This window comes from Pararhizobium sp., from assembly GCF_965279435.1.
In the GTDB taxonomy this organism is placed as follows: Bacteria; Pseudomonadota; Alphaproteobacteria; order Rhizobiales; family Rhizobiaceae; genus Pararhizobium.
In genome coordinates this window covers 2695300-2718449 of sequence record NZ_CBDIHY010000003.1, presented here as the reverse complement: position 1 = coordinate 2718449, position 23150 = coordinate 2695300, and the positions used below count along the sequence as shown (strand labels likewise).

At 60.2% G+C, this 23150-nt stretch carries 20 protein-coding genes; 13 read left to right on the top strand and 7 right to left on the bottom strand.

Going from position 1 to position 23150, the window contains the following annotated elements:
* Positions 1-50 precede the first annotated feature (50 nt).
* The gene (locus ACQY8Q_RS18735) at positions 51-1676 is read right to left on the bottom strand and encodes an arylsulfatase (protein ID WP_428427951.1); all 1626 of its coding nucleotides are present in this window, start codon (positions 1674-1676) and stop codon (positions 51-53) included.
* 188 nt (positions 1677-1864) lie between these two features.
* Complete coding sequence (locus ACQY8Q_RS18730; protein WP_428427950.1) at positions 1865-2290, bottom strand: universal stress protein; 426 nt, start codon at positions 2288-2290, stop codon at positions 1865-1867.
* A gap of 339 nt (positions 2291-2629) precedes the next feature.
* Between ACQY8Q_RS18730 and ACQY8Q_RS18725 the strand changes: the two genes are divergently transcribed.
* Entirely contained in the window at positions 2630-3493 is an 864-nt protein-coding gene (locus tag ACQY8Q_RS18725; RefSeq protein WP_428429816.1) for a VOC family protein, read from the top strand.
* 148 nt (positions 3494-3641) lie between these two features.
* Entirely contained in the window at positions 3642-5822 is a 2181-nt protein-coding gene (locus tag ACQY8Q_RS18720; RefSeq protein ID WP_428427949.1) for a right-handed parallel beta-helix repeat-containing protein, read from the top strand.
* A 61-nt stretch (positions 5823-5883) separates the two neighbouring features.
* Here the strand turns inward: ACQY8Q_RS18720 and aztD are convergent, their stop codons facing one another.
* On the bottom strand, positions 5884-7113 hold the full coding sequence (gene aztD, locus ACQY8Q_RS18715) for a zinc metallochaperone AztD (RefSeq protein ID WP_428427948.1): 1230 nt from the start codon (positions 7111-7113) through the stop codon (positions 5884-5886).
* Positions 7114-7602: 489 nt separating this feature from the next.
* On the opposite strand from aztD, the gene ACQY8Q_RS18710 reads away from it, so the two are divergent.
* Both ACQY8Q_RS18710 and ACQY8Q_RS18705 read left to right on the top strand, forming a co-directional pair.
* Positions 7603-8730 (top strand): glycosyltransferase family A protein, encoded by a 1128-nt coding sequence (locus ACQY8Q_RS18710; RefSeq protein WP_428427947.1) that lies wholly within the window; start codon positions 7603-7605, stop codon positions 8728-8730.
* 95 nt (positions 8731-8825) lie between these two features.
* Complete coding sequence (locus ACQY8Q_RS18705) at positions 8826-9476, top strand: sugar transferase (RefSeq protein WP_428427946.1); 651 nt, start codon at positions 8826-8828, stop codon at positions 9474-9476.
* A gap of 58 nt (positions 9477-9534) precedes the next feature.
* Here ACQY8Q_RS18705 and ACQY8Q_RS18700 read toward each other — a convergent pair whose 3' ends face one another.
* Both ACQY8Q_RS18700 and ACQY8Q_RS18695 read right to left on the bottom strand, forming a co-directional pair.
* Positions 9535-10359, bottom strand: coding sequence for a nickel-binding protein (locus ACQY8Q_RS18700; RefSeq protein ID WP_428427945.1), 825 nt, complete (start codon positions 10357-10359; stop codon positions 9535-9537).
* 138 nt (positions 10360-10497) lie between these two features.
* Positions 10498-10797: a winged helix-turn-helix transcriptional regulator gene (locus tag ACQY8Q_RS18695; protein ID WP_428427944.1), complete on the bottom strand. Its 300-nt coding sequence runs from the start codon at positions 10795-10797 to the stop codon at positions 10498-10500.
* 201 nt (positions 10798-10998) lie between these two features.
* On the opposite strand from ACQY8Q_RS18695, the gene gstA reads away from it, so the two are divergent.
* The 3 genes from gstA to ACQY8Q_RS18680 are packed head-to-tail and all read left to right on the top strand — an operon-like array spanning position 10999 to position 12234.
* Positions 10999-11613, top strand: a complete 615-nt coding sequence (gstA, locus tag ACQY8Q_RS18690) for a glutathione transferase GstA (RefSeq protein WP_428427943.1) — start codon at positions 10999-11001, stop codon at positions 11611-11613.
* On the top strand, positions 11610-12008 hold the full coding sequence (locus ACQY8Q_RS18685; protein WP_428427942.1) for a nuclear transport factor 2 family protein: 399 nt from the start codon (positions 11610-11612) through the stop codon (positions 12006-12008). Before gstA ends, ACQY8Q_RS18685 begins: the two co-directional genes overlap by 4 nt.
* Positions 12009-12018: 10 nt before the next feature.
* The gene (locus ACQY8Q_RS18680) at positions 12019-12234 is read left to right on the top strand and encodes a tautomerase family protein (RefSeq protein WP_428427941.1); all 216 of its coding nucleotides are present in this window, start codon (positions 12019-12021) and stop codon (positions 12232-12234) included.
* 64 nt (positions 12235-12298) lie between these two features.
* Here ACQY8Q_RS18680 and ACQY8Q_RS18675 read toward each other — a convergent pair whose 3' ends face one another.
* The gene (locus ACQY8Q_RS18675) at positions 12299-14212 is read right to left on the bottom strand and encodes a methyl-accepting chemotaxis protein (RefSeq protein WP_428427940.1); all 1914 of its coding nucleotides are present in this window, start codon (positions 14210-14212) and stop codon (positions 12299-12301) included.
* 337 nt (positions 14213-14549) lie between these two features.
* Between ACQY8Q_RS18675 and ACQY8Q_RS18670 the strand changes: the two genes are divergently transcribed.
* The 5 genes from ACQY8Q_RS18670 (at position 14550) to ACQY8Q_RS18650 (ending at position 19939) form a co-directional block, all read left to right on the top strand.
* A complete protein-coding gene (locus tag ACQY8Q_RS18670) occupies positions 14550-16643 on the top strand; it encodes a S9 family peptidase (protein WP_428427939.1) in 2094 nt (697 codons plus the stop codon).
* The gene (locus ACQY8Q_RS18665) at positions 16644-17165 is read left to right on the top strand and encodes a hypothetical protein (protein WP_428427938.1); all 522 of its coding nucleotides are present in this window, start codon (positions 16644-16646) and stop codon (positions 17163-17165) included. It abuts the gene before it with no gap.
* Between the two features lie 84 nt (positions 17166-17249).
* Positions 17250-17717 (top strand): hypothetical protein, encoded by a 468-nt coding sequence (locus tag ACQY8Q_RS18660; protein WP_428427937.1) that lies wholly within the window; start codon positions 17250-17252, stop codon positions 17715-17717.
* A gap of 92 nt (positions 17718-17809) precedes the next feature.
* Positions 17810-18331, top strand: a complete 522-nt coding sequence (locus tag ACQY8Q_RS18655) for a DUF1697 domain-containing protein (protein WP_428427936.1) — start codon at positions 17810-17812, stop codon at positions 18329-18331.
* A 99-nt stretch (positions 18332-18430) separates the two neighbouring features.
* Positions 18431-19939: a protein adenylyltransferase SelO gene (locus ACQY8Q_RS18650; RefSeq protein WP_428427935.1), complete on the top strand. Its 1509-nt coding sequence runs from the start codon at positions 18431-18433 to the stop codon at positions 19937-19939.
* 249 nt (positions 19940-20188) lie between these two features.
* Here ACQY8Q_RS18650 and ACQY8Q_RS18645 read toward each other — a convergent pair whose 3' ends face one another.
* A complete protein-coding gene (locus tag ACQY8Q_RS18645) occupies positions 20189-20428 on the bottom strand; it encodes a hypothetical protein (RefSeq protein WP_428427934.1) in 240 nt (79 codons plus the stop codon).
* Between the two features lie 357 nt (positions 20429-20785).
* On the opposite strand from ACQY8Q_RS18645, the gene ACQY8Q_RS18640 reads away from it, so the two are divergent.
* On the top strand, positions 20786-23128 hold the full coding sequence (locus ACQY8Q_RS18640; protein WP_428427933.1) for a glucose/quinate/shikimate family membrane-bound PQQ-dependent dehydrogenase: 2343 nt from the start codon (positions 20786-20788) through the stop codon (positions 23126-23128).
* Positions 23129-23150: the final 22 nt, after the last annotated feature.

The window sequence follows — 23150 nt, the reverse complement described above, 5'->3', positions numbered from 1 at the left end:
CGGTCACAGGTGCTTACAGGCACCACTGGTGACCACACTGCGTGGCAGGCCTACTGCGGCATCAGCCTTTCCAGTTCGCCGAGTTTTTTCAACGCAGCCTGCTGTTGCAGCCAGCCATAGTTGATGTTGCTGGCATTCAAAGTGCTGCCCATCTGGAACGGATATTTATCGAAGTCGGTGAAGAACTCCTTGATCTTGCCCTGGATCGGCACCAGCAACCACATGTTGCGGCCGAGGAATTCCGTGGCGCCTCCGCCTTCTTCCAAGCCTTTCTCATAGGGGTCCATGCGCAGGTTGGTGATCAATGCCCAACTCGGGACTTCGCGGGTCGCAGTTGCAATATTGCCCGGACTTGCCTTCGCAAACGCCAGCTTCCAATCGTTCCAGCGGATGGCATTGAGATTGCCCCCCTGGTCAAAATAGTAGACGGATTCGCGTGGTGGCGCCTTGCTCTCGCCTTTCAGCAGCGCGGTCAGGTCGTAGCCGTCGAGATGAACCTTGAACGTCTTGGCCCCGGCCTTGTACCCCTCTTTCATTTCCGCCTTGATGTCCGAAATTCCAGCAGCAGTGGCAAAGGTCGGCAGCCAGTCCATCAGCGTGACCGGATCGTTGATCTGCGTGCCCGGTTTTACCACGCCCGGCCAGCGCACCATCATCGGGATACGGAAGCCGCCTTCCCAGGTTGTTCCCTTTTCGCCGTGGAACATGGTCATGGCGCCATCCGGCCACAGGGCGATTTCGGCACCGTTGTCAGTCGTATAGAGCACGATGGTGTTTTCGGTGATGCCGAGAGCATCGAGTTGATCGAGCAGCTGTCCGACATGGCCGTCATGTTCAGCCATCCCGTCGGCATGGATGCCCTTGCCGGTCTTGCCGACCGAATCTTTCTTCAGATGGGTGAAGATGTGCATGCGGGTCGAGTTGAACCAGCAGAAGAACGGCTTGTCGGCCTTGGCCTGCCGGTCGATGAAATCCTTCGCCGCAGCCAGAAACTCTTCGTCGATCGTCTCCATACGTTTGGAATTGAGCGCGCCGGTATCCTCGATCTTGCCGTCTGCCCTGGACTTGATAACCCCGCGTGGGCCGTACTGTTTCTTGAATTCAGGATCTTTCGGGTAGAAATATCCTTCCGGCTCTTCCTCGGCATTGAGATGATAGAGATTGCCGAAGAACTCGTCGAAACCGTGGTTGGTCGGCAGGTGTTCGTCGTGATCACCCAGATGGTTCTTGCCGAATTGACCGGTGGCATATCCTTTCGACTTCATCACGTCGGCAATGGTCGGCATCCAGTCCTGAATACCGTGCGGATCGCCCGGCATACCAATCGTCAGGAGCCCGGTGCGGAAGGGTTCCTGCCCGAGAATGAAGGATGCTCGTCCGGCCGTGCAGCTCTGCTGGCCGTAGCTGTCGGTGAAGATCGCACCTTCGGCCGCGATGCGGTCAATATTGGGCGTGCGATAGCCCATAAGCCCCATCGTATAGGCACTGATCTGGGGGATGCCGATATCGTCGCCGAAGATCACCAGAACATTCGGCACTTTGCCGGAGGGAGCGGCGGCTTGTGCCTGCGCCGCTGTCGTGGTGGCGATATTCCCAACTGCAACGACACCGGCTGCGAGAGCCGTTGTGCCAATGAGCAGGTTACGTCGCGTTACATTGCTGTCGTCGTAGGCCATGTCATGTACCTTCCATCGAACGTTGAACTGTTGGGTGGATTTGAGATGCACTGCTGACGCCGCAACCGGGCATATTTATTAGAGTGCATGCAAGTACGTTACAGTAACATTCCGATATCAGACATGGCGGAGTGTCCGGGAGCAGCACTCCCGAACATATCGAGCATCAGCAAAACTATAGGCTTCGCCTACCGGTCGATCAGCACCGCACATTTGCAATGGCTAGCGACGCGGCTGGCGGTCGAGCCGATGAAATAGTCGATCAGTCCCGGCCGGTGCGAGGCAATGATCACCAGATCGCCCTCCACTTCCTCAGCAAAATTATTGATGACGCCGGCGGCACCACCGATACGGATTTCGACGCGGCCCGTCGTCACCCCGTGTTTTTGCATGAGATCGGTCAGCGTCTTCTTGGCATGATCCCGCGACGCCTCGATCAGTTCCAGCGGAAAATCGACGATCATGTAGCCTTGGGCATAGGCGTTCAGGTCCTCGACGACGTTGAGCAGGATGATCTCGCCGCCCTCATCCAGCAGCGACTGGGCGCGCTCCAGGACCTTTTCGCCGTGCTCCAGATGGTCCATGGCAATCGGCACGATAATTCTCGAATACATGACGGTCTCCTCGGGTTCGCCGCACCGTGCGCAGCGCATGATGGCCGCTTTGGAAGCCACCAGTGTCGCCGCATTGCGCGGATAGATTCAATATAGGTGTGCGGTGGCAAAAGTCACAACCCGCCATTCGGTCGCAGGCGATTGTCAACAGGTTGAGAACAGTAAATCCTCAAGTCGGTATCTTCCGTGAACGCCGCGCGCGCGTCATATAGTTCACCAACACAATCAGACGGGACCGGACCGATGGCCAGCTTCAACAGACGCACGTTCATGAAGTTTTCGGCCACAGCATTGGTCACCGGAGGCACCGTCACCACCGCCAAGGCAGGAAGCACGTCCATGACCGTTCAAGCCGAAGACCACGCCGTCCGCATGCCAGCCTTCGTCGATCATTCCCATCTGGTGGTGCGCGACCTGCCGATGGTGTCTTCCTGGTATCAATCGATCATGGGGCTGTCGCCGATCGAAAAGACGGCAAGCGGCGAGACGCTTGGCGTTGCCGGCCGTCCGCTTCTGACCCTGACGACGCAGGGCAATGCGGCAATCGCCCCGCAGAATGCCCCCGGCCTGTTCCACACCGCCTTCCTGGTGCCCGATCGCACCGAGCTTGGCCGCTGGCTCGCCCATATCGCCCATAACAATGTGCCGCTTCAGGGCGCTTCCGACCATCTGGTTTCGGAAGCCATCTATCTCGGCGATCCGGAGGGCAACGGCATCGAGGTCTATCGCGACCGGCCGCGCGCGGAATGGAACTACGTCCAGGACGGCATGGTGAAGATGGCGACGCTGCCGCTCGACCTGCAGGCGCTCTATGACGAAGCCCCGAAGGACACGTGGAATGGCATGGCGGGTGGCACCGCCATCGGCCATATCCATCTGCAGGTTTCCGATATTCCGCAGGCCAATGCGTTCTTCGGCGATGTACTCGGGCTCGACCTGATGGCCAGCTATCCCGGTGCCAGCTTCTTTGCCTCGGGCAAATACCACCACCATGTCGGCGCCAATATCTGGAATTCGCGCGGCGCGCCGAAACGCCAGGCCAACATGACCGGCCTGTCGGACTATACCGTGCATTTCAACGATCCGGCCAAGCTGCAGAACGCCGTTGCCAAGCTGGACGAACTGGAGATCCCGGTGACCCGCAACGGCGATACCGTCTCGCTGATCGACCCCTGGGGGATCGGTCTGAAACTGGCCGGCTGACGACACGCGGGCGCTCCGATTGAAAGTTTTCAACAGGGGTGCCTGCGACGGATTGACCAATCCTGCACTTAAAATTGACTATTATTGTCAGGTATTCTAACCCGCCCGGACATCCGCCATTGCGGATTCTTGTCTAGGGGTTAGCATTTTGAATAATAAGAGAATTCTTGTATACGCACTCGCCACTGCGAGCGTTGCGCCACTTCCCTTGCGCGCAGCCGATTGGCGCCCTTCGGTGGAAATCGACGGCACCTGGCATAACGGCGATTCGAGCGCCAGTGGCGGCTTCTTCCTGCCCATCCTGCTTGATTCGGGCAGTGCACTGTTCATCGATATGCAAGGCGCCTTCATCGAAGGTGGCGTCCAGCGCGGTTCGATCGGCGCGGGCTACCGCATGCGGGCAAGTGATGATTGGGTCGTCGGCGTCTACGGTTACTACGACTACCTGAACAGTGCCTATGACAACTCGTTCAACCAGCTTTCCTTCGGCATCGAAGCGCTTGGGCCGGTGTTTGAAACACGCGCCAACATCTATCTGCCGCTCGGCAATGATCACGCGCTCGACGGCATGGGCCGTGGCGAGATCGACGGTGGCAAGCTGATGTTCCGCGAAGGCATGGAACGCGCCCGCCGTGGCGCTGATATCGAGGCCGGCGTTCGCGTACCGCTGTCGGCTGCCAGCGACAAGATGCAGCTGAAGGTCTTTGCGGGCAGCTACTTTTACGGCGGCGACAATCTCGACGACAAGCTGGGTGCCAAACTGCGCGCCGAACTGTCCTTTGCCGACCTGCCCGGCCTTCCCGGCGGATCGACGGTGACGATCGGTGCCTCCGGCACCTATGACAACGAAGACCATTTCAAGGGTTCGGCGATGGCGCGGCTGCGCGTACCGCTCGGTGCTTCTTCGTCGACGGGTTCGGCCGATCCGTTCGATCCGCTGACCCAGCGCGTCGAGCGCAACCGCACCATCGAGACCCATCGCGGTGCCACGGGCGATCTCGAAAATGCTGTTATCGACCTCAACGGCCAGACGGCAGGCAATGTCATCGACGTCTCCGCCGCCAATGGCGATGCAGCCGCCATCAACGCCATCATCGCTGCGGCCGGCGACAACGCGCTGATCCTTGCCAATGGCACGATCGGGCTCAACCAGTCGCTGACGCTGAACAATGGCCAGGTGCTGCTGGGCGGCGGCGGTGTTCTCAGCTTACGTGGTGCCTCAAGCGGCGGCGAAGGCTGGTTCCGCAACCAGGGTGCAGCGACGACGCTGACCGGCTACAATCCGGCCATGGACGTTGTCACCATGGCATCGAACAGCGCGATCTCGACCCTGTCGATCACCGGCGGACTGGCCGGCATCGGCGGCACCGACGCATCGAACCTGGTCATCGACCGCGTCGACATTTCCGGCACCAGCCGGGATGGCATCCGCTTTGACCGTGTCAACGGCGCAATCATCCAGAATTCCAGCATCCACGATCTCTACATCTGCGAAAGCAGCACGGAATGCGAATTCTCGGTGTTCGACCCGAACCGGGCGCCCTATGCCGCTGTCAGCGCACATGGAACCAGCAACCTGACGATCCGCGACACTGCAATCGACAATGTCACCTACGGCCTCTTCGCCGGTAGCGCCATCGATGAAAGTGAATGGCCGCCGGTGATCACCAATGCCGCCAGCAACATCACGCTGGACAACGTGACGATCTCGCGGTCGCGTCGCGAAGGCCTGTTGTTCGTCGCGGCAAACGACGTGAACCTTAACAGGGTGACGATCGACAACTCGATGCAGGACCGCGACATGGACCTCGTCGTGCTGCAGGGTACGCGTGATGTCACGATTACCGACATGGTGCTGAAGGGTGGCATCAACGGCCTGATGATGGTGACATCCAGCAGCATGCCGGAGGGTGCACTGACCACCAACGTCAATGTCGATGGCCTGACGATCGACGGCACGCGCAATGCCGGCATCTTCCTCAACCCGGTCTCCGACATCAGCTTCAAGAACGTTTCAATCACCAATGCCGGAACGTATGGCGTCTTCATCTACGGCAGCGACTGGGACTTCCTCGGCGGACCGATCAGCGACATCACCTTCGACAATGTCACGATCGACAAGGCCGGTACGGCCGGGCTCTACTTCATGGGTCCGTCGCTCGATGTCAAAGGTGACGTCACCGTCACCGGCACCCCACGCGACTGCAAGGTCGATCCGGCCTGGGACGGCAGCCTTGGCGGCTCGCTGACTCAAGGCCCCGGCTCGATCCTTACCGTCAATGGCGGCGTGCTCGACCAGACGAACTTCGGCAGCCGTTGCGGCGGATAAAGCAAGCCTGAAATCGCCGTCCGCACCTCGCGTCAGGTGCGGACGGCAGTCCTTTTAGGCCTTAGTGCTTGGCGCCAGAACCGCCAACTGCGACGATTGCATAAGGCATGCCTTCGACCGGAATGGTCGCGGTTTCCTTCAAGCTATCGCTATCGATCATCCTTACCAGGCTGTGGCGGGGATCGGTGATGGCGATGCGATCGCCGGCAACCGCAAGCCGTGGACGCGGATCGCGCCAATGGCCATCCTTGCTGTAGGGCTCGGTGACGCCGGCAGACCGGACAATCTCACCGCTGACGACATCCAGAACATGCAGCTTGCCATCTTCCGTCAGGATGTAGGCGTTGCGGACATTGGCCGGGTCGAGAGCGAAATCGACACGGCGGGTCGGTAGATCAACGAGACGATAGGGTGCTGCTGCGTCCGGATCGATCAGCACAACCTTGTCCTCACCGTAATTGCCGAGGAAGAACTGCATCGACCGGCCGCCGAGCAGGGTCGAAACCTTGCCCTCCGGCAGATCGCTGCCATAGGCGACCATCTCCAGCTTCGGGGCGTTCAACCCATCCGGCCGGGCGACGAGAACCCCTTCCGCGCAACCGAAGGCGACCAGACGCGCCGAGGACGCTTCGCCATGCAGCCCCGTGCATGTGGCGACATCACCCAGCTGCTTGCCCTGCCGGTCAACAACGCGCAGGCCCAGCCGTGGCGGCTGCTCATCAGGTTTCACCTCCGTCGTCATATTGGGCACGGAGACAAGGACATATCGGCCCATCGGCACGGCGACGCCGTGATGCGCGGCGGTGGTATCAATGCTTGTGGCATTGCCCTTGCCGCCGAGCAGGGCGCTCTCCTGAAACAGATCGAGCTTGCCGCCGTGGTCGTAGAACACCGCCACATCGTCACCATGGGTGACCACATGGCTAGGCTTCTTGCCGGTGATGATCCCGGGCAGCAGTTTCGGATCGGACGCTTCGATATCGCGATGCTCGCCATGATCGGACAGCGCGATGCCCGAGGCAATCACCTGCACCGTGTCCTTGTCGCCCTGCACCGCAAAAACTGTCTTGCCGCTTTCGCTGAGCGAAAGGGCAGCGTAGCCGCCAAGATCGAAGCGGCCGATCTCGTTGCCACTTGCCGCATCGAGCGCCCGTACCACCGGCTGGGTATGATCGGCCACGAACAACCGCCATGTTTCCTTGTCGTCTTCAGCAAAGGCCGGAAGGGGAGACAGCGCCGTCAGCGCCAGAACGGCGGCGGCCCGCATCGGTTTGCCCAGATGGATCAACATGGTTTTCTCCTGCAAATGTTAATGTAATAACGTAACATTTGCAGTTGTTATAAAGTTACACCTCGGTTGTCCAGCTGGAAAATGCGGCACCGTGCCTTCCGGCGGTATTTAAGGGGCTGCTATGACGCCCGGTTAAAATGGGAAAGCGCCAGCCAAACGGGCCACGCGGTCCAATGCAATGGATCACGCACCGGACATTCGGCTTGGCGGCAAGTGCGATTTCACTTTGCGGGACAGCGGCAGGAGCATGCCTTGGACTTGCGCTCCCTCCCCCCGTCTCCTCTGACTTTCCCCCAATAAAGGTCAAGGAACCGCGCGTACATTCGCGTCAACTACTATTGCTCATCCATAATATCTGGTGTATTCAAAGAATAATAAGATTAAAACTATGTTACAAATTGATTACCAAGACAAAATTTCATCATTTTGTCACAAAACTGACGCTTTTCTTGCCTGAAATTTGGGCAAATTGCACAATATTTTCGTTTTATGCCAATTCGTTACACAACGAATAATTTAAAAAAGACAAAACAACTCTCGGTAGTGCGTCAAAATAGTAAATATAGTGTGAGGCTTGAAATGATGACCAATATCGCTGTCATAATACCTTTCTATCAGGCAGAGGACGGGATTTTGCGCAGGGCGCTTGAGTCCATTGAGATGCAGCAGTTGCCTGCCGGCGTCAGGCTGAAGGTTGTTGTTGTCGACGACGCTTCGCCGCACCCCGCCAGCGCGGAGCTCAAAGGGTTCTCGTTCAAGGGGGCCCATTCCCTGAATGTCATCACCCAGGTCAATTCCGGCCCGGCCGGAGCGCGAAACACCGGCCTTAACAGCCTTGCAGGCGAAGAGATCGATTTCATCTCTTTCCTCGATTCCGACGACATCTGGAATCCCCTGCATATCCAAAGGGCACTGTCGGCTCTTCGCAACAGCGATTTCTTCTTCTGCAATCACATCAGAAGCAAACATTACGGCGATTATTTCCGTTGCCTGCCCGAGACATGGCAGGCCCTCAGCCAAAACCGCGGGGCGGGACAGTCGCAGCTGGTCAAGGCTTTTGCTGCCGGTGAACTGACGCGGACAATGATCCGCGAATGCCCGCCGCAGACATCGACCGTCGTTTATAATTTCCGCAAAAACCCGAACCTTCGCTTCAACACCTCGCTCAGAAGCGCCGGAGAAGATCACATCTTCTGGATCGAGCTGTCGATCGACAACGCAACGGCGGTGGACGTCCGGGTCAATGTCAGCTGTGGCGAAGGCCTCAACCTTTATTGGTCGAACGTTTCCTGGGAAAGCCCGAAATCAATCAGCATCCAGGGCTGCCTTGCCATCCAGTACAACTACATGCGCAACAACAGCCGCATCTATTGCATGGATATCGAAACGATCACCTTCAGGCAAAGGCTGTATGAGGGCGCCTATGTCTATGCGCTGCTGCGTGGCGCGGCGAAACGGTTTCTTCCTGACCCCAAGGTCTTTGCGAAGCTGGTATCGCACTATCCAGCCTTCATCCTGCGCAGCCCGACCAACCTTGCCTTCTTTGTCATGAACAGGAAGGTGATGACGGATGTGACGTCGGTAAAAAACGTCCCTAGCGCGGACCTGGCCGCGTAGGCATCCGCGCGTTTGTTCTTGCGCCACACCGCGTCTTTCCGGGTCTCCTGCGGAAGAGGACAGTCTATGCAAATCGAGAGAATTTCGAGCGCGTCATGATATCATCCACGGCTAGAAACGCTAAGTATTCGTTGACCCATATCGTCAATCTCCAGTACCGGCCAACCGGGGGATTTGCGAAGCGGTTCATCGACATCCTCCTCTCCCTTACGATGATACTGATCCTCCTTCCTCTTATTCTGATGATCTCCGCGCTGGTGAAGCTGTCGACGACTGGGTCGGTCTTTTATAACCATTCGGAGATCGGATATGACGGTGTATCCCTGGTCCGCCTGACATTTCGCACCGCCTCTGCCTCGGGAGGACAGGGTTTTGCGCAGTACATGACGATGACCACGCAAAGCGGCCCGACGCCCCGGCATCACACCGACATTTCGCTTCCGCCGCTGGGGGCCGTTCTCCAGCAATTGGGCCTCGACCGGTTGCCACAACTCTTCAACGTACTGCGTGGCGACATGAGCATTGTCGGCCCCTCGCCGCTGACGATGAGCGAGATCGAGCGATACGGCTCCAATACCTCACATTACATCAAATCGCGCCCGGGCCTGATCGGCCACCGGTTGAGCAGCGGCACGGACAACCATTACGTCCGGCGTCTGCAACTCGACCAAAACTATACGGAAAACTGGACGATGGTGACGGACTTTCGGGAAATCTGGCGATTTCTCACCGCTGTCAGGCCGTAGCGGCTGCTCACAAGCGACCAGCCCGGCAGCGGCCTTGGCGCACGATCCGCTTGCGGCATTAGGCGCCGGCGTCAGCCCATTCGCATCGAAAGGCCAGGATCGGCTTTGAAAACCCTTTCAGCCGGCGGCGTTTTGCCTGGGTGAAGAGGTCGGCCGCGCCGTATTCCCGAAAGATGTTCTCCGACACCAGGATCTGATCGCTGGAGGCCGCATCGCATAGGCGGGCTGCCAGTTGCACGGTGGAACCGAACAGGTCGTTGCTGTCCTCGACGGGCTCTCCACAATCCAGCCCGATGCGGATATGAAGCGGCTCGGCATTACCGCGATTGTAGCGCTCAAATTCCTGCTGGATCGCCCTGGCGCAATCGACGGCTGCGGCTATCGAGGCGAAGGTCGCCATGACGCCGTCGCCGGTGTGCTTCACCTCGCGGCCTGAGAATTGCCCGAGACACCTGCGCACCACCGCGTCGTGCGCCCGGACCAGTTCCGTCCCCATCCGATCGCCAAGGCGCGCCGTCATCGCAGTTGAGCCAACGATATCGGTGAACAGGATGGCCCGGTGGCCGGAATCGATTTCGGCCTCGGATTGTCCCGGTGCAGGCTCCGGGTCGAGTATCCGGCCAAGAAACGCCTCGACCGCCGATAGGGCAACTTCGACGACCTCGCCGGAAACCAGGCCGTGCGCCTCACGGTGAACGCATTGGGCTGTCTCTGCGTCCGGTGCGTCCATGAGGCAAAATGCGGTTCCGCGCCGCTGGTCGAACCAGTAGGTCAGAAACTTGACGCCGTACTGATCCTGAATGTCGAGGTCTCTGCGATGCGCCTCGGCAACGTCTGCGGCCGTGGTTCCCGTCAGTTCATGCCGGTCCATGAAAATAGGCATTTGCACGCTCCCGCCCCGAGCCCTGTACCTATTGCAAGAATGCACTCTACGGCGTGAAGACAGCCTCGTCTATATTTTAGGTATTCCTGATGTTAAAAGAAAGGAGACCGGTATGCCCAACTCTCCGGCGCAATCCCGTCAGGCAGGCTGCCCAGCCACAACAGGACGCAGCTTGAGCTTGTAGCCGATCTCGACAATGGCATTGATGGCCGGAACGAGTTCGCAGCCAAGTTCCGTCAGGCAGTATTCCACCGTCGGCGGTGTCGTCGGCATAACGGTGCGCTCGACAACGCCCTTCGCTTCGAGGTCTTTCAGCCGGGTGCTGAGCATCTTTGCGGACACTTCTGGAATATCGATCCGCAATTCGCTGAACCGGCGCGGGCCGCCGCTCAACGACCAGATGACATTGGGCGTCCATGCACCGCCGAGCAGCAGCATGCACTCGCCCACCGGGCACGTCGGAGGCAGCGGGCCAGCTTTGTTTTTCCTGATTTTCAAGGCCATGGGTGCAATTTTCCGGTTTCGCCGGGGTTACCGGAAAGCGAAGTAACATAAAGTTACCACATATACAAAGGTTATCCGTTCCGCCTAGTTTCCGCCTGCCGCTCACGGCGGACCAACGGCAAAGGAACCCTGACCATGAAACTCTACTACGCACCGGGCGTCTGCTCGCTCTCGCCCCATATCGTCCTGCGCGAAGCCGGCACCGATTTTACGATCGAGAAGGTTGAAACGGCCACCCGCCGGACGGAAACCGGCGACGATTTTGCAGCGATCAATCCGAAGGGCTACGTGCCTGCACTGGTTATCGACGGCGGCGAGGTCATCACCGAGGGCGCCGCGATCATCCAGTATATCGCCGACCGTTTTCCGGCGGCAAACCTTGCCCCCGGTTACGGCACGCTGGCCCGCACGCGGCTTCAGGAACAGCTGAATTTCATCGCTTCGGAAGTGCACAAGGCTTTCTACCCGCTGTTCAATTCAGCAGCTTCGGCAGAGGCAAAGGCTGCCGCGATCGTAACCGTGTCCAAACGGCTGGATTATATCGAGAACCTCCTGTCAGATGGCAGGCCCTATCTGCTCGGTGGCACGTTTTCGATTGCCGATGCCTATCTCTTTACCGTGGCAAGCTGGACCGGACCGACCGGCATCAGCCTTGAGCGCTGGCCGCACCTCACCGCCTATCTCAAACGGATCGGAGATCGCCCTGCCGTGCGCGCAGCGATGCAGGCGGAAGGGCTGATTGCGGCATGAGCGCCAACATTGATCACGACAACCGCTTTTCCGCTGTCACCGGTCTGCTCGGGCTCTATTTCGACGGGCTGCATCACAGCGACACGTCGATCCTGCGGCAGGTCTTTCACCCGAAGGCTCACTATGCCACCGCGTCTGACGGGAGCCTTTTGGAGCTCGACATGGCCAGCTATTTTCCGATCGTCGACAAACGCCCCTCACCGGCCAGCCGGGGCGAGGCACGGGCGGACAGGATCCTATCGATCGAATTCGCCGGGCCGGTCACCGCATTGGCAAAAGTGCAATGCGCCATCGGCGAAAAGAGTTTTACCGATTTCCTGTCGCTGATCTTCGTCGATGACCGCTGGCAGATCATCGCCAAGGTCTTCCACTCCGATATCCGCACGGCCAGCTAAGGAGGAAACAATGCCCTACGTGAATATCAAGATCACCCGCGAAAATGCCACCGCAGACCAGAAGGCCGCCCTGATCAAGGGCGTTACCGAGCTGCTGCAAACGGTGCTCAACAAGAACCCCGCCACCACCTTCGTGGTCATTGACGAAGTCGCCATGGAAGACTGGGGTATCGGCGGCCTGCCCGTGGATGAGTATCGCCGGCGCCAGAGCGCGGCACCTCGCTAAACAAAAAGAAGGGGAGGACATCGCTGCCCTCCCCTTCATCAAGATAGCTCTATGCAGCCTGATCTCAGGCCGCGTAACGGGTGCGCTGCTGCATCGGCTGCGAACGGCTGGTTTCTTCCAGCTTGAAGCGGGCCAGCAGGGTCTGCAGCTGGCGGCTTTCCTCGGCCAGCGTCTCGCTGGCAGCCGTGGTTTCCTCGACCATGGCGGCGTTCTTCTGGGTCATCTGGTCCATATGATTGACCGAGGTGTTGATCTCGGCCAGCGCCGTCGACTGCTCGCGGGCGGCCGTGGCGATGCTCTCGACATGGTCGTTGACGCGCAGCACCAGCTTTTCGATCTCGACCAGCGCATCACCGGTGGCCCGCACCAGCGAGACGCCACCTTCAACCTCGGAGGCAGAGGCACTGATCAGTGTCTTGATTTCCTTGGCGGCATTGGCAGAGCGCTGCGCCAGCTCGCGCACTTCCTGGGCGACGACGGCAAAACCACGTCCGGCATCGCCTGCCCGCGCCGCTTCGACACCGGCATTCAAGGCCAGCAGATTGGTCTGGAAAGCGATCTCGTCGATGACGCCGATGATCTGGCTGATTTTTGTCGAGGACCCTTCGATCCGGCTCATGGCGGTGACGGCGTTGCGGACGATCTCGCCGGACTTTCCGGCGCTGTCCTTGGTTTCGCGCACCATGTCGCGGGCCTCAACGGCGCGGGCCGACGAGGTGCGCACGGTCGCGGTGATCTCGTCAAGCGCTGCGGCGGTTTCCTCAAGCGCTGCCGCCTGCTGCTCGGTGCGCTTCGACAGGTCGTTGGCAGCCGAGCTCAGTTCGGCCGAGCTGTCCTTGATGGTGCCGGCGGCACCGCGCACATTGTTCATGGTCGAGCGCAGCGTCACCATCGTCGCGTTGACGTTCTGCTGCAATTCGGCAAATGCGCCCTGGAAATGGCCTTCCATGCTTTCCGACAGATCGGCATCGGCAAGCGCTGCGATGACGCGGCGCACTTCGGTGACGGCCAGATCGATGCTGCCGACCAGTTCGTTGACGCTGCCGGCAAAACGGTTGAGGTCGTCATTCTGGTAATCCTTGCCAATGCGGCCGGTGAAATCGCCGGCGACAGCGGCGGCAACGACCGCACTGATGCTCGACTGCAGGTCGCTGCTCAGCGCCAGAAGGGCGGCTTCCTGCGCCTTCATATCGCGCATGGCCAATGCATTGCGGCGGAACACCTCGACGGCGCGGGCCATTTCGCCGATCTCGTCCTTGCGGGTGGCATCGGTGCCGGCATCGTCAAGCTGACCTTCGGCAAGGCGGCTCATGGCGATTGTCAGATTGCGAACAGGCGCTGCGATACCACGGCGCGCAACCAGAAGACCGATCACGCCACCGGCGAAAATGCAGGCTGCAGCTACGCCCATGCCGATCATCAGCGCCATGCGGGACGCTTCCAGCGCAGCGGCACGCGCAGCCGCCAGAGCATTGCCGGAATAGGTGCTGTATTCCTTGACTGCGACCGTCACGGCCTTTTGCGCATAGAGGACCTGGTCGAGCAGGGCGCGGGTGCTGGCAGCATCGGCGGGATTGGCCTCTGCATGATCGATCATGCCACGAATGTCGTTGAAATAGACGTCAAGCGCGCCGCGGACGGCCTGCAACAGCAGTATTTGCGTCTCATCCGCCCCGGCTTCGATCGTTGGAAGGCGCTCCAGCATCTCCTTGGCGCGGGTCTCGGCCTCGGTGCGGAATTCTCCGGCAGCACTGGGCTTCAGGGCCAGCTGGTAGGTCATGCGGCTGATCGCAATGATATCGACGCGCAGATCCATGGCCTCGCGGGCAACCTCTTCCTTCGTGCCAACGGAGACGAGCGTGTTCTCAAGCGACAGAACACCCCTTGCTCCGACAGCGGCGATGACCACAGACGACAGGCTCATGACGGCCATGACCAGGCCTATCTTCTGGAGAATGGAGAGATTGCGAAAATTCATGTCGGAACTCCGGCTGGGCAAATGACCGCGCGCTAAACAAAAGATGGGAAAAAGCGAGGCATGATGCCTCTGGCAGAGCGCAGCAAGGACAAGAACATCGCGCCGAGGCGCAATGACATCGCGCCGGAGCGCAATCTGAGGTAATTGCGCTAACACCAAGTTAAGGCTGGCAATCAAGACGTCGAAGCGCGCCCAGAAACACGAATAATCGTACCGGAATGGACGGCCGCCACCTCAAGTTGCCTGCTGCGGCAGCGCTTCGGCGACTTTCAGCTTGAACCTTGCTCACCCGGTCTCTATCTCGGGTGGAGTACCCTCGCATTCCCCGGAGATTTCCTTGTCCATCTTCAAGAACCTGCCGCCCGCTCCCGCCGCCCCGAAAAAACCAGTCACCGATACCCGCCACGGCATCACGAGGACGGACGACTATGCCTGGCTGCGCGCCGATAACTGGCAGGCGATGTTCAAGGATCCGACGATCCTCGACCCGGAAATCCGCAAGCACCTGGATGCCGAGAACGCCTATATGAAGGCGGCGATGGCCGATACCGAGGCGCTGCAGAAGATGCTGTTTGCCGAAATGAAGGGCCGCATCAAGGAAGACGACTCATCCGTTCCGGTCAAGGACGGCCCGTTTGCCTATGGCACCTTCTATGTCACCGGTGGCGAGCAGCCCTCGTTCTTCCGCACGCCACGCGATGGCGGCGAACGCTCCGTTTTGCTCGACGGCGACAAGGAAGCAGCCGGCAAGGCCTATTTCCGGCTGGGCGGCGTCGATCATTCGACCGATCACAGCCGCGGTCTCTGGAGCTATGACGACAAGGGTTCGGAATATTACACCCTGCGCGTCCGCGATCTGGCGACCGGCGAGGACCTTGCCGATGTCATCGAGAGCACCGGCGGTGGCGGTGCCTGGGCGCCGGATGGCAAGAGCTTTTTCTACACCGTTCTCGACGACAATCATCGCCCGTCAAAGATCTTCCACCATATCGTCGGTACACCGCAGAGCGACGACCGGCTGGTTTACGAGGAAGAGGATCCGGGCTTCTTCATGGGCGTCGGCGGCTCGATGCTCGACGACTTCATCTACATCGACATCCATGACCACGAGACCAGCGAATACTGGCTTTTGCCGACCTCTGATCTTACCGGCAAACCACAACTGGTGGCTGCCCGCGAAACCGGCCTGGAATACTCACTGTCGGAGGGTGGCGATGTCTTCTACATCCTGACCAATGCCGACGGCGCAAAGGATTTCAAGATCATGCAGGCGCCGGTTGATAATCCGATTCGGGAGAATTGGACCGACGTGGTGCCGCACACCGCCGGCCGCCTGATCATCGCGCATGGCGCCTATGCCCGCCATCTCGTCTGGCTGGAGCGCGAGGCCGGCCTGCCGCAGATCAAGATCCGCGATCGCCGCACCGGCGAGGAGTATTCGATCGCCTTTGCCGAAGAGGCATTTTCGCTCGGCCTGCAGGGTGCTGCCGAATACGACACCGACGTCATCCGCTTTTCCTATTCGTCGATGACGACGCCGAGCCAGCTCTACGACTACAACATGGTGACGCGCGAGCGCACGCTGTTGAAGACGCAGGAAGTGCCCTCGGGCCACAATCCCGATGACTATGTCACCCGCCGCGTCATGGCACCGGCCTGGGACGGCGCCGAGGTGCCGGTCACCCTGCTCTACCGCAAGGATACCCCGCTCGACGGCTCGGCCCCCTGCCTGCTTTATGGCTACGGCGCCTACGGCATCGCCATTCCGGCCTCGTTCAACACCAATTGCCTGTCCTTGGTTGACCGCGGTTTCGTCTATGCCATCGCCCATATCCGCGGCGGCAAGGACAAGGGTTTTGCCTGGTATGAAGACGGCAAGATGGAGAAGAAGACCAATACCTTCAAAGACTTCACCGCAGCGGCCGACTATCTGAATCAACAGAAGTTCACCTCTTACGCAAACATCATCGCCGAAGGCGGATCGGCCGGCGGCATGTTGATGGGGGCGATTGCCAACATGGCACCGGAAAAATTCAAGGGCGTGATTGCGGCCGTGCCCTTCGTCGATGTGCTCAACACCATGCTCGACGACACCCTGCCGCTGACACCGCCGGAATGGCCGGAATGGGGCAACCCGATCGACTCCAAGGAAGCCTACGAGCGCATGGCCGCCTATTCGCCTTACGATAACGTCTCGGAGAAACCCTATCCGGCGATCCTGGCGCTCGGCGGCCTGACCGACCCGCGCGTCACCTACTGGGAACCGGCCAAATGGGTGGCCAAGCTGCGCGAAAAGACCACCGGCTCCGAACCGATCCTGATGAAGACCAACATGGATGCCGGCCACGGCGGCGCTTCGGGCCGCTTCCAGCGACTGGAGGAAATCGCGTTTGAATATGCGTTCGCGATCAAGGTGGCGGGGAAGATGTGAATGGAGACGGAGCAGCCATTCACCGGGACCGGAGCATTCGCTTTCGGTGAATGGCGCACTCCATTCGAGAATGAGGCACTCAACATCTGCGAAATTGCCTATTCTTCCGTTTTCGGCTCTGCCGGTGCGAGCGGCGGCAACACCGAAAGCAGCCTGCTGCGGCGCGTACCGGAACATCAACTGACCGTTCGTATTGCCGTCGAGACGACAGGCGATGTCTACCGGCTGATGTTCCAGCAAGTCTCTGCTTTTCGCGTCCTCGATGAACATGGGCTGATGGAATTTTGGGGAGAAACGACAAGACAGGGCGGCAGGCCGGCGCAGTCGACCTTCCGGGTGCGAAATCATGGCTGGACGAAGGAGAGCATGCTCTCGTTTCTTCCGACCGACGGTTGGTCCTATGTTGTCGCAACGGATTTTGACTGCGTGGAGATCGTTTCGGCCAACCCGCCGCTCGTGATCCTCGAACCGGGCGGCGAGCCTGATGAATCCGGCAAAACCAGGGGGCCTCACGCCACCTAGCCGCACTGGCGAACACTACCCATTGCAAGCTCCGCGCATGCCTCAAACGCTAATTTCCCGCGCAACATCGCAGGGAGAACCGGCATGAAGATCGGCGACAGCATCAGCAATTATTATCGCCCGCAAAACGGCAATCCGGCAGCCGGTACCGCTTCTTCGGGCCTGTCCCTCACGATCGATGGCGGGGGTGGCGAGCGCACGCAGGCGCCGACAGTGTCGATCGGCGGCTCGTCATCCTCCTCCTCGCTGTCTTCGGCGCTCTGGCTATCGATGGCTGACAAGCTGGAAGGCGAAACCGGCTCGGTGACCGAGGCCCCGAAGGACAATCCGGCCGACGAGTTCATGGACTGGTCGAAAATGTCGCTTGCCGAGAAGATCCGGGCGCAGATCCTCGCCGACAAGGACCTGACGGAAGCAGACGTTGCGGCTATGGATGCCGACGCCCGTGCCGCAATCGAGGCGGAAATCAAGGAAGCGATCAAGCGCCAGCTGGAAATCCCGCAGGATGGCGGCACGGCTGAGGCCGAGGCTGCGTCCAACGCCACCATTTGATAACACGCCGCACCTCAACAGGCTCGTCTTGATTTGGCCAAGGCGATTTCCTCCTCTAATCTGCGCCGCGCAGATTCCCGGAGAAAAGTCCCATGCCCGTTCACATCGCCCTGCTTCGCGCCGTTAATGTCGGAGGCACCGGAAAGCTCGCCATGAGCGACCTGAGGACGTTGTGCGAAGAAGCCGGTTTCGAGCATGTGCAGACCTATATCCAAAGCGGCAATGTTCTTTTCCACTCCGATCTCTCCGCCGGGGATGCCGGACGCCTCCTACAGGCGGCGCTGACGACAGCGATGGGCAAGGCGACCGGCGTGATGATCCGCAGCCGCACCCAGATGGAACAGCTCGCCAGAAACAATCCCTTTCCTGACGCCAAGCCAAACTACCTGATGGTGAATTTCCTGCCGGAACCGGCCCCTGCGGACGCACTCGAAAAGCTGGTCGTGCCCGATGGCGAACAGGTATTCGTCGCGGGCAGCGAGATCTATGTTCATTATCCAGACGGCTCGGGGGTCTCGAAATTCAAGCTTCCGGCGCTGAAAAACGCGACAGCGCGCAATCTCAACACGGTGCGAAAGCTGGCTGAACTTGCCAAGGCGATGGAAGAGCGCTGACGATCGGCCTCGTCCTCGACATGCCACCCTTTCGCTCCCCGTCTTCAGGCCCTATCTATGGATGGTATGACGGCAGACCCAGGAAAGCAGGACCGAGCCATGACCGAGGCGACGAAACGTGCCCAGACGGCAGCAGCCGCTCCGATCCCTTTCGACAACAGCTATGCGCGGCTGCCCGCGCATTTCCACGCCGCCGCCGTTCCGACCGCCGTTTCCGAGCCCTGGCTGATCAAGTTCAACCGTCCGCTGGCGATCGAGCTTGGCCTCGACGCCGATGCGCTGGAGCGCGACGGGGCGGCGATCTTTTCCGGCAATGTGATCCCTGATGGGGCCGAGCCGCTCGGCATGGCCTATGCCGGGCATCAGTTTGGCCAGTTCGTGCCGCTGCTGGGCGACGGGCGGGCGATCCTGTTGGGCGAAGTCATCGACACTCATGGCAAGCGCCGCGATATCCAGCTGAAGGGTGCGGGCAAGACGCCCTATTCGCGACGTGGCGACGGACGCGCGGCACTTGGTCCTGTGCTGCGCGAGTACATCGTGAGCGAGGCGATGTTTGTACTCGGCATTCCGGCAACACGCGCCTTGGCCGCCGTCGTCACCGGCGAGCCGGTCTACCGCGAACGGGTCCTGCCCGGCGGCGTCATCACCCGGGTGGCGGCCAGTCATATCCGCGTCGGCACCTTCCAGTTCCTGGCGGCGCGCGGCGATACCGAAGGCCTGAAGGTGCTGGCCGATCATGTCATCGACCGGCATTATCCCGATATCAGAAACAGCGAACGCCCGTACCTGACGCTGCTTCATGCCGTCATCGCGCGGCAGGCATCGCTGATTGCCCGCTGGCTCTGTGTCGGCTTCATCCATGGGGTGATGAACACCGACAATTGCTCGGTCTCCGGCGAAACCATCGATTTCGGCCCCTGCGCCTTTCTCGATGCTTATGATCCGGCCAAGGTGTTTTCGTCGATCGACCGGGGGGGACGGTATGCCTATGGCAGCCAGCCGGCCATCGGCCAGTGGAACATGGCGCGGCTGGCCGAAACGCTGCTGCCGTTGCTCGCCCCCGAGCCTTCGGAGGCCGTCAATCTGGCCAATGATGCGGTTGCCGGGTATGGCGCGCAGTTCCAGGCTCACTGGCTTGCGGGCATGAAGGCAAAGATTGGGCTGCATACGGAAGAAGACGGCGATCTCGACCTCGTTCAGGGGCTGCTCAGCGCCATGCACCGCAACGCCGCCGATTTTACGCTGACATTCCGCAGGCTGTGCGATGCCGCTGAAAACAGCACCAAGGACGGTCCCTTGCGCGACCTCTTCGCCAATCCCGCCGACATCGACGCCTGGCTTCTCGCCTGGCGCGAACGGACGGGACGCGAAACCCTTTCAGATGCGCAGACGGCAGCGGCGATGCGCGCCGTCAATCCGGCCTTCATCCCGCGCAACCACCGCATCGAGCAGGCGATCCGCGCGGCGGAAGACGACGGCGATTTCTCGTTGTTCGAGGCGCTGAACGACGTTCTAGCAAGGCCTTATGAGGACCAGCCGAAGTTCGCAGCCTATGCCGCGCCACCAGCCCCTTCGGAGGAAGTGCTGAAGACGTTCTGCGGGACGTGAGGGGGCTGAGGCGAGCGGTGCAGGCTGCTGCAGACACTGAAATCGATTGTCTGGCGAGAGTGGCACCCCACTCTCCGTCATCCTCGCCCTTGTGGCGGGGATCCAGCGACCCGACGTCTGTCGGGTCAAAAGACTTTTTCAGCTCAACGCCTTGAGTTGGCCGGATGCCTGCCACAAGTGCGAGCATGACGGAGAAAATTGGGTGCCCGAATGATCACAGAAGCTCGCATCGTAATAAGTCTCTTCCGATTACTCCCAACCGGTTCCACCCACAGCGGCGCACCCATACGGTGGCAGGCGGTTTTCGAAGTTGGACTTTAGCTGGGCGCAGCCCCATTGGCGCAGGGGTTGCGGCATCCGGCTGTTGAGCTCGATGCCGACCTCGTCGAGCGGATCATTGGTATTGGTGACGTAAAGCAGCCAGCGCCCGCCGATCACGCCGACAACAGCCACCACCGCGATCAGCAGAACCATCAGCAATTTCTTCATCTCGGACCTCGTTGTGGTGAACGTTGCCGTTGACCTATCCTATTTTCCGGCACTGCCGAAACCCTTTCGCATGCCTTCGGCTGGCTGTGTGTCAAACGCCTGCCTGCCATGCCGAATTTTGATGGCTGTGCCGAAATGTGGCCATTGAAAGGCGGCGCATGTGCGGTATGTTTGGTGATGATACGCGCGGGGATTGAACCTTGTCCGCGCATCCGACCGAGGATCACCGCGCAAAGAACCATCCGGCGCGATGGCCACCCCTAAGACCGGACTGCCTTTTCCCTGAGGCTTTGGACCCAGACGCCCACCGCAAGCGAGACGAACCGCGCGGCGCGGCTTTCCTAACGGGAGATATTCATGTTGATTTTGTTGACGGCCATCGTCTTCGCATTGATCGGGCTTGCGCTCGGCGGCGGCGGGCTCTGGCTTATCGTGCTCGGCGGCAGCTGGTATTATGCCATTGCCGGCCTCGGCTTTCTCATCACCGCCTTCCTGCTGTTTGCGCGGCGCGGTGCAGCGCTGACCATCTATGCGCTTGTGATCATCGGCACGCTCGCCTGGGCAATCTGGGAGGTCGGCTTTGACTGGTGGCAGCTCGGCCCACGTGGCGGTGTTATCATCCTGCTCGGCCTTTGGCTGCTTTTGCCGTCCATCCGCCGTGGTCTCGGGTTCAGCAGCCCGACCGGCGAGGTCTACAAGGCCAGCGCCCTGCCGCTGGGCCTGGCCGTTGTCGCCTCGATCTTCGTTGCCGGTTATTCGATGACACAGGATCCACTCGATCTGGCCGGCGAACTGCCGGTCGGGACCGCGACTGCGGCCGTCGATCTTGGCGGCAATGTGCCGGATAGTGAATGGCATCAGTATGGCCGCACGCCCTATGGCCAGCGCTATTCGCCGCTGACGCAGATCACGCCTGAGAATGTCGGCACGCTGCAAGTCGCGTGGCAATACCAGACCGGTGACGTGAAGCGGCCGGACGATATCGGCGAAACCACCTATCAGGTGACGCCGCTGAAAATCCGCGACACGCTCTACATGTGCACGCCGCACAATCTTGCCATCGCGCTCGATGCCGCAACCGGCAAGGAAAAATGGAAGTTCGACGCCAATTCCGGCATGAACCCGGACCGGCAGCACCAAACCTGCCGTGGCGTCACCTACTACGCCGATCCGGCTGCCGTGGCAGGCAGCGCCTGCGCCGAACGGGTCTATCTGCCGACGGCCGATGCACGGCTGATCGCGCTCGATGCGGCCAACGGCAAGGTCTGCGAGAGCTTTGCCGACAAGGGCACGCTGCATCTTGAGGCAGGCATGAAATACAATCCGGCCGGCTATTACTACTCGACCTCGCCGCCGGTGATCACGGCGGGCAAAATCATCGTTGGCGGCGCCGTCAACGACAATTATTCGACGCAGGAACAGTCCGGTGTCATCCGCGCCTTCGACGTCAACACCGGCGCGCTGATCTGGAACTGGGACAGTGGCAATCCGGACGTGACGACGCCGCTGCCGGAGGGCCAGACTTACACCACCAACTCGCCCAACAGCTGGTCCGTTTTCAGCTATGACGATAAGCTCAACCTCGTCTATATCCCGCTCGGCAACCAGGTGCCCGACCAGCTCGGCATGAACAGAAGCGAGCATGTTGAGAAATATTCCTCGTCGATTGTGGCGCTCGACATTACCAGCGGTGCCGTTCGCTGGGTGCGCCAGACCGTGCATCACGACCTCTGGGACATGGACGTTCCAGCCCAGCCGGTGCTGCTCGACATTACCGGCAAGGACGGCCAGCCGGTTCCAGCCCTTGTCGGCCCGACCAAGCAAGGCGATATCTACGTGCTTGACCGGCGCACGGGCGAACCGATCATCCCGATCAAGGAAATCCCGGCACCGACCGGAGCGATCGCGGAAGACTTTACCGCGCCGACCCAGCCGATCTCCGACCTCACCTTCTCGCCGCCGCCTTTGACGGACAAGAACATGTGGGGCGTGACGATGTTCGACCAGCTCGCCTGCCGGATCGACTTCAAGCGGCTGAAATATGAAGGCCGCTATACGCCGCCGTCGCTGGAAGGCAGCCTGATCTATCCCGGAAATTTCGGCACCTTCAACTGGGGTTCCGTTGCTGTCGATCCGGAGCGGCAGGTGATGTTCGGCATGCCGACCTATCTCGCCTTCACCTCAAGGCTGGTACCGCGCGACCAGATCCCGCCGAAGGGCCAGGACGAAAAGGGTTCCGAACAGGGTCTCAACCGCAATGACGGCGCACCCTACGGCGTCTTCATGGGGCCGTTCCTCGGGCCGCTCGGTATCCCCTGCCAGGCGCCACCGTGGGGCTATGTCGCCGGTGCGGACCTGAAGACCGGCAAGATCGCCTACAAGCACAGGAACGGCACCGTGCGTGACATGACGCCGCTGCCTTTGCCCTTCAAGGTCGGCGTACCCGGCATCGGCGGCCCGATGATAACCAAGGGCGGCGTCGCCTTCCTCGGGGCTGCTGTTGATAACTATATCCGCGGCTACGACCTGACCACCGGCAAGGTGCTGTGGGAAGGCCGTCTTCCCGCCGGTGGCCAATCGACACCGATGAGCTATGCCACCGATGACGGCACCCAGTTCGTGCTGATCGTCGCTGGCGGTCATGGTTCGGTCGGCACCAAGCCGGGCGACTATGTGATCGCCTACAAACTGGCGAAATAATCGTCCAGAACATCCAAAAGCC

Bases quoted from the DNA above. Each gene is read 5' to 3' on its own strand.
- ACQY8Q_RS18735 (WP_428427951.1), bottom strand. From the start codon at position 1,676: ATGGCCTACGACGACAGCAATGTAACGCGACGTAACCTGCTCATTGGC.
- ACQY8Q_RS18730 (WP_428427950.1), bottom strand. From the start codon at position 2,290: ATGTATTCGAGAATTATCGTGCCGATTGCCATGGACCATCTGGAGCAC.
- ACQY8Q_RS18725 (WP_428429816.1), top strand. From the start codon at position 2,630: ATGACCGTTCAAGCCGAAGACCACGCCGTCCGCATGCCAGCCTTCGTC.
- aztD (WP_428427948.1), bottom strand. From the start codon at position 7,113: ATGTTGATCCATCTGGGCAAACCGATGCGGGCCGCCGCCGTTCTGGCG.
- ACQY8Q_RS18710 (WP_428427947.1), top strand. From the start codon at position 7,603: ATGCCAATTCGTTACACAACGAATAATTTAAAAAAGACAAAACAACTC.
- ACQY8Q_RS18705 (WP_428427946.1), top strand. From the start codon at position 8,826: ATGATATCATCCACGGCTAGAAACGCTAAGTATTCGTTGACCCATATC.
- ACQY8Q_RS18700 (WP_428427945.1), bottom strand. From the start codon at position 10,359: ATGCCTATTTTCATGGACCGGCATGAACTGACGGGAACCACGGCCGCA.
- ACQY8Q_RS18695 (WP_428427944.1), bottom strand. From the start codon at position 10,797: ATGCTGCTGCTCGGCGGTGCATGGACGCCCAATGTCATCTGGTCGTTG.
- gstA (WP_428427943.1), top strand. From the start codon at position 10,999: ATGAAACTCTACTACGCACCGGGCGTCTGCTCGCTCTCGCCCCATATC.
- ACQY8Q_RS18685 (WP_428427942.1), top strand. From the start codon at position 11,610: ATGAGCGCCAACATTGATCACGACAACCGCTTTTCCGCTGTCACCGGT.
- ACQY8Q_RS18680 (WP_428427941.1), top strand. From the start codon at position 12,019: ATGCCCTACGTGAATATCAAGATCACCCGCGAAAATGCCACCGCAGAC.
- ACQY8Q_RS18675 (WP_428427940.1), bottom strand. From the start codon at position 14,212: ATGAATTTTCGCAATCTCTCCATTCTCCAGAAGATAGGCCTGGTCATG.
- ACQY8Q_RS18665 (WP_428427938.1), top strand. From the start codon at position 16,644: ATGGAGACGGAGCAGCCATTCACCGGGACCGGAGCATTCGCTTTCGGT.
- ACQY8Q_RS18660 (WP_428427937.1), top strand. From the start codon at position 17,250: ATGAAGATCGGCGACAGCATCAGCAATTATTATCGCCCGCAAAACGGC.
- ACQY8Q_RS18655 (WP_428427936.1), top strand. From the start codon at position 17,810: ATGCCCGTTCACATCGCCCTGCTTCGCGCCGTTAATGTCGGAGGCACC.
- ACQY8Q_RS18650 (WP_428427935.1), top strand. From the start codon at position 18,431: ATGACCGAGGCGACGAAACGTGCCCAGACGGCAGCAGCCGCTCCGATC.
- ACQY8Q_RS18645 (WP_428427934.1), bottom strand. From the start codon at position 20,428: ATGAAGAAATTGCTGATGGTTCTGCTGATCGCGGTGGTGGCTGTTGTC.
- ACQY8Q_RS18640 (WP_428427933.1), top strand. From the start codon at position 20,786: ATGTTGATTTTGTTGACGGCCATCGTCTTCGCATTGATCGGGCTTGCG.